Raw genomic sequence first — 12,229 nt, 5'->3', positions numbered from 1 at the left:
CAGATATGAAGTTCAATCTTTCGGACTGGGCGCTGCGCAACCGCTCTGTCATCTGGTTCCTGATGGTCATGTCGCTGGTGGCAGGCATCTTGGCCTTCAACTCGATGGGGCGCGAGGAAGACCCCAGCTTCACCATCCGCACGATGGTCGTGTCGGGCAGCATGCCCGGTGCCACCGCCGAAGAGACGATGGAACAGGTCACCGACCGGATCGAACGCAAGCTGGCCGAGATCGACGCGCTCGATGTCACCCGCTCGATCACCTATCCCGGTCAGGCGGTGATCTATGTCGATCTGCGCGACAGTATTCCCGATGACCAGATCCAGCCGACCTGGACCCGCGTGCGCGAGCTGATGTCGGATATCCGCGGCGATTTCCCCAGCGCGTTCCAGGGGTTTTCTTTCAATGACGATTTCGGGGATGTCTATGGCAATGTCTATGCCTTTACCGCCCCCGATTACAGCCCAGACGAGCTGAAGTCATGGGTGCGCAAGATCCGCGACGATGTCGAGCGGCTGGATCAGGCCGGTAAGGTCGACCTGATCGGCACCCGCGACCGTGTGGTGACCGTCGAATTCTCGACCCGCCGTCTGGCGGCACTGGGGCTGGATGCGCAGACCGTGCTCAACACGCTTTCCACCCAGAACCAGATCACCCCCACCGGCACGATCCAGACCCCGCAAGAGCAGATCGGATTGCGGCTTACCGGCGCATTCCCCGATGCCACGGCGCTGGCCCATGCGCCGCTGCGGGTGGATGACACCTTCTTCACCCTCTCCGATGTGGCCGAGGTAAAGGACGGCTATGACGACCCGCCCGCCTCGCTGATCCGCTACGAGGGGCAGCCTGCGGTGGGCCTGATCATCGGCATGCGCGAGGGCGGCAATATCCTGAATTTCGGCAAGAGCCTCGATGCGCTGATGGCGCAGGAAGTCGCCAAGCTGCCGATGGGGATCACCCTGCACAAGATCGCCGACCAGCCGACGGTGGTGCAGGATTCGGTGGGCCATTTCGTGCGGGCACTGGCCGAGGCGCTGGTGATCGTGCTGGCCGTCAGCTTCGTCTCGCTGGGCGTGCGGGCGGGATTTGTGGTGTCGCTGACCATTCCGCTGGTGCTGGCCGTGACCTTCCTGATCCTCGATCTGATGGGGATCACCCTGCAGCGGATCTCGCTCGGGGCGCTGATCATCGCGCTGGGGCTTCTGGTCGATGATGCGATGATCGCGATCGAAACCATGATCTCGCGGCTTGAGCGGGGCGAAAGCCGCACCAAGGCCGCCTCTTACGCGTGGACCGCCATTGCATGGCCCATGCTGACGGGCACGCTTGTCACGGTTGCGGGCTTCATTCCGATTGGCCTCAATGCCTCGCAGGCGGGCGAATACACCCGCTCGCTCTTCTATGTGATCGCCATATCCCTGCTGATCAGCTGGATCGTGGCCGTGCTTTTCGCGCCGGTTCTGGGCAAGACATTCCTGCCCGCCAAATGGAAGCACCAGACCCATGAGGCGGGCCGCCTGCGCCGCAGCTTCCACCGCGTTCTGGAAAAGGCGATGGTCCATCGCTGGATCACCATTCTCGCCACCGTGGGGCTGTTTGCCCTTTCGGTGCTGGGGCTTGGCCATGTCGAACAGCAGTTCTTCCCCTCTTCCGAACGCACCGAGCTGATAACCGATGTGACGCTGCGCGATGATGCGGGCTTCGAGGCAACCGATGCCGAGATCTCCCGCTTCGAGACATGGCTGAAAGCCCAGCCGGAGGTGGCATTCTGGACCGCCTATGTCGGCACCCCCGCTCCGCGCTTCGTGCTGACACTGGATGTGAAGCCCGCCGTTCCCAATGAGGGGCAGGTGGTGATCGAGACCAAAAGCCTGACCGACCGCGATAGCCTGCGGGCCAAAATCCGCAGCTATTCGGACAGCCGCGCGGGGGTGGAGTTCTACCCCAAACCGATCGAACTTGGCCCCCCCGTGGGCAAGCCCGTGCAATACCGGATTTCGGGCAGCGATTACACCACCCTGCTGGGCGAGGCCCGCAAACTGGCCGCGCTGATGGCAAAGGATGACCGCCTTTACGCCATCGACATGGATTGGGGGGCCCCTGCCCGTGTCGTGCGGCTGGACCTTGATCAGGCGCGGATGCGCCAGCTTGGCCTGACCCAGTCGGATGTGGCGCAGGTGCTGACCACGCTCTATTCCGGCACCACCATCACCAATCTGCGGCAGGGGATCGACCTGATCGAGGTGGAACTGCGGGGCCGCAAATCCGACCGAGACACGCTGGACGGGCTGAAAAGCCTGCAATTTGCCAATACCAGCGGCAATCCCATCCCGCTGACCTCGATCGCGCATTTCGAATATGTCACCGAACCTCCGGTGATCCACTCGCACGACCGTGTGCCCACAATCACCGTGCGCGGCGCGATTGACGGCACAGCCCAGCCCGCCACAATCGTCAATGACCTCGCGCCGCAGATCGCGCGGTTTACCGCCGCTCTGCCCTTGGGCTACAGCTTGGAAATGGGCGGTTCGGTCGAGGAAAGCGGCAAATCGCAAGCTCCGATCATCGCGATCGTGCCCTTCATGGTGCTGATCATGCTGTCGCTGATCATGTTCCAGTTGCGCAGCTTCCGCCTGATGGTGGTCGTGCTGGCGGCAGCACCTCTGGGGCTGATCGGGGTGGTGGCCTCGATGCTGCCGCTTGGCGCGCCGATGGGCTTTGTGGCGCTTCTGGGGGTGCTGGCGCTGATCGGCATCCTGATCCGCAATTCGGTCATCCTGATTCAGGCCACCGAGGATCTGCGCGCCGAGGGCCATGACCGCTGGAGCGCGATCTGGCATGCCTCCGACCAGCGCGCCCGCCCGATCCTGCTGACCGCGGCGGCGGCCTCGCTGGCACTGATCCCGATTGCACGGCAGATCTTCTGGGGGCCGATGGCGATTGCCATGATGGGCGGGATTATCGCCGGTACGTTGATCACGCTGCTGTTCGTGCCCGCCCTCTATTGCGCGATCTTCCGCGTCAAGGCGCCTGCGCCCGAGCAAGGGACGCGCTAGGTCCGCCTCCGCCGATCACGGCAGGGCTTGGCGAAACCGGCCCTGCCGCGCTATAGCGGGAAGACCAAAGAGGAGGAACCCGATGGCTGGCCCCGCGCTGGTGATCTTTGATTGCGATGGCGTCCTGATCGATTCCGAGGCGCTTTCGGCCTCTGTCTTCATGGAAGAGCTGGCCCTGCTGGGAATGGGGATCGACCTCGACTATTTCGCCCGCAACTGTCTGGGGCGCGCCTTTCCAAGCGTCCGCGCAAGGCTGGAACGCGATTTCGGACAAGCCCTCCCCGAGGGGTTCGAGGCACATTACCGCACCAAGCTGATGACCCGCTTCTCGCGCGATCTGAAGGTCATGCCCGAAGTTGTCGAGGCCATCCGTCGGCTGGACAGGCCCTATCATCTGGCCACCTCCTCGGCACCGGCACGGCTGGCGCAATCTCTGGCCATTACCGGCCTGAACACGCTCTTCGAGGGCCGCTGCTCTACGGCCTCCGAGGTCAGACGCGGCAAACCCGCCCCCGATCTGTTCCTGCATGTGGCTGCCCTTTACGATGTCGCACCGCAGGATTGTCTGGTAATCGAGGACTCGGAGGTGGGCATTGCGGGGGCCCGTGCAGCGGGCATGCGGGTCTGGCGCTTTCTGGGCGGGGCTCATCTTGCCCCTCTGGCCGCAGCCCTTCCCCAAACACCGCAGGACCCCGCTCTGCTGGGCGGGGCCGATCTGGCCTTTGACAGTTTCGCGCAGTTCACCGCATTGCTCTCGGCATGGCCCCTGCGGCCGCTTATCCAGTCCAGCCCCTTTTCCGGAGCCTCCAAATGATCCCGTCCGACCGCGTCAATGAAGCCGAAGCCAACCTTCTTGATCTTGCCGCCCGCGCGGCATGGCTTTCCTTTGTGGGCGGCATGACGCAGGACCAGATCGCGCTTGAACTGGGCATTTCGCGCCAGCGCGTCCAGCGGCTGGTGGCGCGGGCATCTGCCGAAGGGCTGATCCGCGTCAGGATCGATCACCCGATTGCCGAATGTCTGGAACTGGAACAAAGGCTGCGCGACCGCTACGGGCTGCTCTCCGCCCGCGTTGCGCCCTCGCTTTCGGCCACCGGCGACCCGAATGACGCGCTGGCCCCTTTTGCCGCCCCTCTGCTCGAGCGGTTTTTCACCGACCCCGCCCCCAAGCTGATCGCGCTTGGCACGGGCCGGACCCTGCGCATGATTGTCGAGCAGATGCAAAGCCTTGCGGGCGGCCATCACAAGCTGGTCTCGCTGATCGGCAACGTCGCCCCCGACGGCTCGGCCTCGCATTACGAAGTGATCGTGCGTCTGGCCGAAAAGGTCTCGGCACCGCATTTTCCGATGTCGATCCCTGTGGTTGCCGCCTCCGAGGCGGAACGCGATCTCTACCGCTCGCTGCCGCATGTCAAAGCCTCTATCGATCTGGCACTGCGCGCCGATTTCGCGATTGTCGGCATGGGGCAGATGGGGGCCGATGCGCCGCTTCTGATGGACGGGTTCATCACCCCCGAAGAGCATGCGGACTGGGTTCGCGCCGGAGCCATCGGCGAGATCGGCGGCCACGCTTTCAACGCCGAAGGGCAGTTTCTTGACCACCCGATGTCGCGGCGCATCGTGGGGGCACGGGTGCCTCATGGCGATATGCAGGTCCATTGCTTTGCCGCAGGCCAGAAGAAGCTTCCGGCCCTGACGGCGGCCCTCAAAGGCCGCCTGCTGAGCCATCTGGTGACAGATGAGCGCACCGCGAAAGCACTTCTTAACGATTGATTCCCATTCTACTCTGGCGCGAACCAGCCATTGCGTCCCCCTGACAAGGGCCGCATTCCTGCGCGGAAGGAGAAGATATGTTACCGCTATCACCAATTTGCGCACATCCAAGCGGCGTTTTGCGCATATCACCTTTCTCCCCAGCGCAATTCACACTTGACTCACAGCCCCGTTCATGAGCATTTGCCCATAGAGCGGATAATTGCTCGTTTGAATTTTGGGAGGAATTCATGACCATGACAATCCGTGCCCTTCTGGGTGCTTGCGCCCTTGGCGCGCTTGCCACAGCTGCTGCAGCCGAAACCACCATTACCGTCGCCACCGTGAACAACGGCGACATGGTGCGGATGCAAGGGCTGATGGACGACTTTTACGCCAAACATCCCGACATCAAGGTTGAGTGGGTGACGCTCGAGGAGAACATTCTCCGCCAGCGTGTCACGCAGGACATCGCCACCAATGGCGGCCAGTTCGACGTGATGACCATCGGCAATTACGAGGTTCCGATCTGGGCCCAACGTGATTGGCTGGTGCCGCTCAACGATCTTCCGGCAGATTATGATGCCGATGACCTGCTGCCCGCCATGCGCTCGGCGCTGTCGGTGGATGGTACGCTTTACGCGGTGCCGTTCTATGGCGAATCTGCGATGGTGATGTATCGCAAGGATCTGGCCGAGAAGGCCGGTGTGAGCATCCCTGACCAGCCGACCTGGAGCCAGATCAAGGACGCCGCCGCGAAGATGACCGATAAAGACAACGGCATCTACGGCATCTGTCTGCGCGGCAAGCCCGGCTGGGGCGAGAACATGGCCTTCATCTCGGCTATGGCAAACTCCTATGGTGGCCGCTGGTTCGATATGAACTGGGAGCCGGAATTCGATAGCGAGCCGTGGAAAGCCACGCTCACCGACTATCTCGACCTGATGACCAAATACGGCCCGCCCGGTGCGTCGTCCAACGGCTTCAACGAAAACCTGTCGCTCTTCCAGCAAGGCAAGTGTGGCATGTGGATCGATGCGACCGTCGCGGCAGGCTTCGTGACCGACCCTGAAGAGTCCACCGTGGCTGACAAGGTCGGCTATGCGGTCTTCCCGAACAAGGAAGGCGTCGACAATCACGGCAACTGGCTGTGGTCGTGGAACCTCGCCATTCCGGAAAGCTCGGCACATAAAGACGCGGCGAAAGCCTTCGTCGAATGGGCAACCTCGAAAGAGTACACCCAGATTGTGGCCGACAAGCAAGGCTGGCGCGCAGCCCCTCCCGGTACCCGGACCTCGCTCTACGAGAACCCCGATTATCTGGCTGCCGCGCCCTTCGCACAGCTGACCATCGACACGATTTCGAAGGCCACGCCCGAGAAACCGTCGGTGCAGGATGTGCCCTATGTCGGCGCACAATTCGTTTCGATCCCCGAATTCCAAGGGATCGGCACGGCTGTGGGCCAGATCTTCTCCGCCGCTCTGGCAGGCCAGATGGGGGCAGATCAGGCACTTCAATCCGCGCAGGCATTGACCGAGCGTGAAATGAAGAAAGCCGGTTACGTCAAGTAATCCACCAACCGCAATTATAGCTGCGGGCAGGTCCCCCTGCCCGCATTGCGCTATACACCACGGCCCCGCAGCGCGGGACCGTGGACCTTCGACCCAAAATCCAACCAAGCGTGCCGAGGTAGCCCATGGCCACGAAGCATTCCCGCGCCGCTGCGAGGTTGATGATTTCTCCTGCCGTTATTCTTCTTCTCGGCTGGATGATCGTCCCTCTGGCGATGACGCTCTACTTCTCCTTCCTGCGATACAACCTTCTCATGCCCGGCATGGAAGAATGGACAGGCTTCCTCAATTACGAGTTCTTTGTCACGGATCCTGCCTTTATCACGGCGCTGCTTAACACCGTGTTACTGGTGGTGGGGGTTCTGGCAATCACCATCGTGGGGGGCATTCTTCTGGCGCTGCTGCTGGACCAGCCCTTCTTCGGGCAGGGGATCGTGCGCATTCTGGTGATCGCGCCGTTCTTCGTGATGCCCACCGTTTCGGCGCTGGTGTGGAAGAACATGTTCCTCAATCCGGTCAACGGGCTGTTTGCGCATATCGCGCATCTCTTCGGGCTTCCGGCCTATGATTTTCTGGCCCAGGCGCCGCTGGCCTCGATCATCGGGATCGTCTCGTGGCAATGGCTGCCCTTTGCGACGCTGATCCTGCTGACGGCCCTGCAATCGCTTGATCAGGAACAGCTGGAAGCGGCCGAGATGGACGGGGCCTCGAAACTGGCGCGGTTTTTCTACATCATGCTGCCGCACCTGTCGCGGGCGATCACCGTGGTGATCCTGATCCAGACCATCTTCCTGCTGTCGATCTTTGCCGAGATCCTGGTGACCACCAATGGCGGTCCGGGCGTGGCCTCGACCAACCTGACCTATATGATCTATGTGCAGTCGCTGCTGCAATTCGATGTCGGCGGCGGCTCGGCGGGCGGTGTCATCGCGATCATTCTGGCCAATATCGTTGCGATCTTCCTGATGCGGATGATCGGCAAGAATCTGGAGGCCTGAGATGTCCCGTATCGTCACTCCCCGCCGCAAGGCGCTGACCACCGTACTTGCCTGGGCTGTGGGCATTGCGATCTTCTTCCCGATCCTGTGGATCTTCATCCTGTCGTTCAAGACGGAAGGGAATGCGATCGCCTCGCCGCTCAAGGTGCTCTTCTCGGGCTGGACGCTGGAAAGCTACCATACCGTGCTCGAACGCTCGAACTACCCGCTATTCTTCATGAATTCGGTCATCATCTCGGTCGGTTCGACCCTGCTGGCGCTGATCATCGCGGTGCCCGCCGCCTGGGCGATGGCCTTTGTGCCGGGCCGTCGGACCAAGGATATCCTGATGTGGATGCTGTCCACCAAGATGCTGCCGCCGGTGGGGGTTCTGGTGCCGATCTACCTGATCTTCCGCGATCTGGGGCTGCTGGACAGCCGCATCGGTCTGGTCGTCGTGCTGACGCTGATCAACCTGCCGATCATTGTCTGGATGCTGTTCACCTATTTCAAGGAGATCCCCGGCGAGATCCTGGAGGCGGCGCGCATGGATGGCGCGGGGCTGAAGGAAGAGGTGCTTTACGTGCTGACGCCGATGGCGGTCCCGGGCATGGCCTCGACGGTGCTTCTCAACATCATCCTCGCCTGGAACGAGGCCTTCTGGACGCTCAACCTCACGGCTTCCAAAGCCGCGCCGCTGACGCAGTTCATCGCCTCCTATTCCTCGCCCGAGGGGCTTTTCTACGCAAAACTCTCTGCCGCCTCGATCATGGCCATCGCGCCGATCCTGATCATGGGCTGGTTCAGCCAGAAACAACTTGTCCGCGGCCTGACCTTCGGCGCGGTGAAATAAGGACATAAGTCATGGGACAAATCACTCTGAAGGGCGTGCGCAAGACCTTTGGCGAAGTCGAAGTCATTCCGCCGCTGGATCTGGATATCAAGGACGGCGAATTCGTGGTCTTCGTGGGCCCGTCGGGCTGCGGCAAATCCACCCTGCTGCGTCTGATCGCGGGGCTCGAGGATCTTTCGGGCGGGCAGATCATGATCGACGGCACGGATGCCACCGAGGCCCCCCCCGCCAAGCGCGGCCTCGCGATGGTGTTCCAGAGCTACGCGCTTTACCCGCATATGTCGGTGAAGAAAAACATCGCCTTCCCGATGAAGATGGCCGGTGTGCCCACCGACGAGCAAGAGCGCCGCATCGCCTCGGCGGCCGAGGCGCTCAACCTCACCGATTACCTGCACCGCAAGCCCGGCCAGCTTTCGGGCGGCCAGCGCCAGCGGGTGGCCATCGGGCGTGCCATTGTGCGCGAACCGGCCGCCTTCCTGTTTGACGAGCCGCTCTCGAACCTTGACGCGGCGTTGCGGGTGAACATGCGCCTCGAGATCTCGGAGCTGCATCAGAAGCTCAAGACCACGATGATCTATGTGACCCATGATCAGGTGGAAGCGATGACGATGGCCGACAAGATCGTGGTGCTGCGCGCAGGCCGCATCGAGCAGGTGGGCAGCCCGCTCGATCTCTACCGCAACCCCGATAACCGCTTTGTCGCGGGCTTCATCGGCAGCCCCAAGATGAACTTCATCGAAGGCGAGCGCGCCGCGGCCCGCGGGGCCCATGCCATCGGCATCCGCCCCGAGCATATCGACCTCTCGACCACGCCGGTCGACGGCGCGATCGAGGGTCTGGTTGGCGTCTCCGAGCACCTTGGTTCGGACACCTATGCCCATGTGCAGGTCGAAGGCATCGGCCAGTTCAACGTCCGCGTCTCGGGCGAGGTCGATGTCCATGCCGGCGACACCGTCTGGCTCACCCCCCAAGAGCATAACATCCACCGCTTCGACGAAAACGGTAAAGCGATCCGGTAAACCACTCTGGCAGGGGCTGGCGCCCCTGCCCCTTGCGGCCCCTTTCAGGTGGCCCCCACTCCATTTCAGATAGGTGCCACCATGGTACAGCTTTCCAACGCCACTCTGTCGCAACTGCCCGAGGCCGTTAAGCGCCCCAGCTACGACCGCAGCAAACTGACCCCCGGCATTGTGCATATCGGTCTGGGCAATTTCCACCGCGCCCACCAGTCGTGGTATCTGCACCGGCTGATGGAAGCGGGCCTTGCCCATGACTGGGCGATCATCGGCGCGGGCGTGCGTGCCCCCGATGCGGCCATGCGCGACCGTTTGCTGGCGCAGGATTGTCTGACCACGCTGATCGAGCTGGACCCCAAAGGCCAGTCGGCCGAGGTCGTGGGCTCGATGATCGACTATATTCCGATCGAGGACGGCAATGGCGCGCTGATCAAGGCGATGACCGATCCGCAGATCCGCATCGTGGCGCTGACCGTCACCGAGGGCGGGTATTTCATCGACCCCGCCACCAAAGGCTTTGACGCCAAGCACCCCGATATTCTGCATGACGCCGCCAATCCCGAGACGCCGAAGACCGCCTTCGGGGCCATCGTGGCCGCGCTGAAAATCCGCCGTGACACGGGCGTCGGCCCCTTTACCGGCCAGTGCTGCGACAACCTTCAGGGCAATGGCGCGATCCTGCGTCAGACCGTGGTGTCGCTGGCGCGTCTGTCGGACCCCGAGCTGGCCGACTGGATCGATGCCAACTGCACCTTCCCCAACGCAATGGTCGATTGCATCGTCCCCGCCACCGGCCCGAAAGAGCTGGAACTGGTGCGCTCGATCGGCATCGAGGATAACTGCCCCGTCACCCACGAGAACTTCCGCCAATGGGTGATCGAGGACAACTTCTGCGCGGGCCGCCCCGATTGGGACAAAGCGGGCGCGACCTTCTCGGATGATGTGCACAGCTTCGAGACCATGAAGATCCGCATTCTCAATGGTGGCCATCAGGTCATTTCGGATGTGGGCGAAGTGCTTTCGGTTGCACATATTTCCGAATGTATGGACCATCCCAAGATCCACGCGTTCTACCGCAAGGTGGAGACCGAAGAGATCATGCCGCATGTGCATGCCGTGCCCGGCATGACGCCCGAAGGCTATGTCGCCCTGATCGAGGCGCGTTTCTCGAACCCGATGATTGTCGACACCACCCGTCGTGTGGCCTTTGACGGGTCGTCGCGCCATCCGGGCTTCATCCTGCCTTCGGTGCGCGAATGCCTCGAGAAAGGCCTGACCGTCGAGGGTCTGGCGCTCGTCTCGGCGGCTTGGGCGCGCTACTGCACCGGCATCCGTGAGGATGGCACGGTCGTCGAACCCAATGACCCCTTCTGGGCGGACCTGCAGATCCGCGCCTTGGCTGCCAAAGAGAACCCGCAGGAATGGCTGGAAAACCGCCTTCTATATGGCGAACTGGCCGATGATGCGCGTTTTGCCGAGCCCTTCGCGAAATGGCTGACGATGATCCATGCGCAGGGCCTTGAAGCCGCGCTTGACGCCTATCTGGCCTGATCCGATGTATCTGGGCATCGATCTTGGCACATCGGGCCTGCGCGCGCTTCTGATTGATGATCAGGGGCGCGCCATTGGTTCGTCGGAGGCGCATTATAGCGCCGTGCATCCCCATGCCGGCTGGTCCGAACAGGACCCCGCCGAATGGATTGCGGCGTTGGAAAAGGCCGTTGCGCACCTGCGCGCCAGCCATCCGGAATTTGCAGCCCTCAAGGGTATCGGTGTTGCGGGCCATATGCATGGTGCGACGCTGCTGGATGCCGAGAATAACGTTCTGCGGCCCTGTATTCTTTGGAACGACACCCGCAGTCATACCGAGGCCGCGGCGCTGGATCACCTGCCGGTTTTCCGCGAGATTTCCGCCAATATCGTCTTTCCGGGCTTTACCGCGCCCAAGTTGATGTGGGTGGCCAAAAATGAACCCGAGGTCTTCGCCAAGGTTGCAAAGGTCCTGCTGCCTGCGGCCTATCTCAACTGGTATCTGACGGGCGCGCATGTGGCCGATATGTCCGATAGCGCGGGCACCAGCTGGCTGGATGTGGGCGCGCGTGACTGGTCAAGCCGCCTGCTCAGCGCAAGCCATATGCGCAAGGACCAGATGCCGCGTCTGGTCGAAGGCTCCGCCCCCGCCGGACAGTTGCGCGCCGATCTGGCGCAGGCGTGGGGCGTGGGCGATGTCACCGTGGCAGGCGGCGCGGGCGATAATGCCGCCGCCGCTTGCGGGATCGGTGCATTGACCGAAGGCCAGGGCTTTGTGTCGCTGGGCACATCGGGCGTTCTGCTGGCCGCGCGGGACGGCTTTGCCCCCGCCCCCGCGACGGCGCTGCACACGTTCTGCCATGCGGTGCCTGACCGCTGGTACCAGATGGGCGTGATGCTTTCGGCCACCGACAGCCTCAACTGGCTGGCCTCGATCACCGGCAAATCCCCGCGCGAGCTGGTGGAGCCGCTGGGCGAGACCTTGCCCCCTCCGGGGCGGGTGCGTTTCCTGCCCTATCTCTCGGGCGAGCGCACCCCGCATAATGACGCCGCCATCCGTGGCAGTTTCACGGGGCTGGGCACCGATACGACCGTCAATGACATGGTGCTGGCCGTGCTGACCGGCGTGGCCTTCGGGCTGCGCGACAGCGCCGAGGCATTACGCGCCACAGGTGCCCAACTGGGCCAGCTTTTCGCCATCGGCGGCGGCTCGGCCTCGGCACTCTGGCTCAAACTGATTGCGACGGTGCTGGATCTGCCTTTGGCCAAACCCGAAGCCGGTGAATTCGGGGCGGCCCTCGGGGCTGCGCGCCTTGGTCAGGTTGCGGCGACAGGCGCGGACCCTGCACGGATCATGACGCCGCCGCCCATTGGCGCAGTCATCGCACCGCAGGCCGATCTGGTCGCCGCCTATGACGATGCCTATCGCGCCTTCCGCGCGGCCTATCCGGCCATCCGTGCCATCCAGTAACGT

9 protein-coding genes are annotated in these 12,229 nt (G+C 62.7%); all 9 read left to right on the top strand.

Annotated features, from left to right (window positions below):
- Positions 1–5: 5 nt before the first annotated feature.
- On the top strand, positions 6–3,056 hold the full coding sequence (locus AC2ISB_RS04210; RefSeq protein WP_486576250.1) for an efflux RND transporter permease subunit: 3,051 nt from the start codon (positions 6–8) through the stop codon (positions 3,054–3,056).
- Between the two features lie 82 nt (positions 3,057–3,138).
- A complete protein-coding gene (locus tag AC2ISB_RS04205) occupies positions 3,139–3,870 on the top strand; it encodes an HAD family hydrolase (RefSeq protein WP_486576248.1) in 732 nt (243 codons plus the stop codon).
- Positions 3,867–4,829, top strand: coding sequence for a sugar-binding transcriptional regulator (locus tag AC2ISB_RS04200; RefSeq protein WP_339107051.1), 963 nt, complete (start codon positions 3,867–3,869; stop codon positions 4,827–4,829). The genes AC2ISB_RS04205 and AC2ISB_RS04200 overlap by 4 nt, the downstream gene beginning before the upstream one ends.
- A 230-nt stretch (positions 4,830–5,059) precedes the next feature.
- Positions 5,060–6,379 carry an ABC transporter substrate-binding protein gene (locus AC2ISB_RS04195; protein ID WP_339107050.1) on the top strand — a complete coding sequence of 440 codons (1,320 nt, stop codon included), beginning with the start codon at positions 5,060–5,062 and terminating at the stop codon, positions 6,377–6,379.
- 125 nt (positions 6,380–6,504) lie between these two features.
- Entirely contained in the window at positions 6,505–7,377 is an 873-nt protein-coding gene (locus AC2ISB_RS04190) for a carbohydrate ABC transporter permease (protein ID WP_330629630.1), read from the top strand.
- A gap of 1 nt (position 7,378) precedes the next feature.
- A complete protein-coding gene (locus AC2ISB_RS04185) occupies positions 7,379–8,209 on the top strand; it encodes a carbohydrate ABC transporter permease (protein ID WP_330629631.1) in 831 nt (276 codons plus the stop codon).
- Positions 8,210–8,220: 11 nt separating this feature from the next.
- Positions 8,221–9,228, top strand: a complete 1,008-nt coding sequence (locus AC2ISB_RS04180; RefSeq protein ID WP_330629236.1) for an ABC transporter ATP-binding protein — start codon at positions 8,221–8,223, stop codon at positions 9,226–9,228.
- Positions 9,229–9,309: 81 nt separating this feature from the next.
- Positions 9,310–10,776 carry a mannitol dehydrogenase family protein gene (locus AC2ISB_RS04175; RefSeq protein WP_339107049.1) on the top strand — a complete coding sequence of 489 codons (1,467 nt, stop codon included), beginning with the start codon at positions 9,310–9,312 and terminating at the stop codon, positions 10,774–10,776.
- A gap of 4 nt (positions 10,777–10,780) precedes the next feature.
- Entirely contained in the window at positions 10,781–12,226 is a 1,446-nt protein-coding gene (xylB, locus tag AC2ISB_RS04170; protein WP_486576752.1) for a xylulokinase, read from the top strand.
- Positions 12,227–12,229 lie beyond the last annotated feature (3 nt).

The sequence above is a fragment of the Thioclava sp. NS-SX20 genome, assembly GCF_057380695.1.
The sequence above is the reverse complement of the archived record's forward strand: the minus strand, read 5'-3'. Positions and strand labels throughout refer to the sequence as shown.

Coding starts and splice junctions, on each gene's coding strand:
- AC2ISB_RS04210 (WP_486576250.1), top strand. CDS start 6: ATGAAGTTCAATCTTTCGGACTGGGCGCTGCGCAACCGCTCTGTCATC.
- AC2ISB_RS04205 (WP_486576248.1), top strand. CDS start 3,139: ATGGCTGGCCCCGCGCTGGTGATCTTTGATTGCGATGGCGTCCTGATC.
- AC2ISB_RS04200 (WP_339107051.1), top strand. CDS start 3,867: ATGATCCCGTCCGACCGCGTCAATGAAGCCGAAGCCAACCTTCTTGAT.
- AC2ISB_RS04195 (WP_339107050.1), top strand. CDS start 5,060: ATGACCATGACAATCCGTGCCCTTCTGGGTGCTTGCGCCCTTGGCGCG.
- AC2ISB_RS04190 (WP_330629630.1), top strand. CDS start 6,505: ATGGCCACGAAGCATTCCCGCGCCGCTGCGAGGTTGATGATTTCTCCT.
- AC2ISB_RS04185 (WP_330629631.1), top strand. CDS start 7,379: ATGTCCCGTATCGTCACTCCCCGCCGCAAGGCGCTGACCACCGTACTT.
- AC2ISB_RS04180 (WP_330629236.1), top strand. CDS start 8,221: ATGGGACAAATCACTCTGAAGGGCGTGCGCAAGACCTTTGGCGAAGTC.
- AC2ISB_RS04175 (WP_339107049.1), top strand. CDS start 9,310: ATGGTACAGCTTTCCAACGCCACTCTGTCGCAACTGCCCGAGGCCGTT.
- xylB (WP_486576752.1), top strand. CDS start 10,781: ATGTATCTGGGCATCGATCTTGGCACATCGGGCCTGCGCGCGCTTCTG.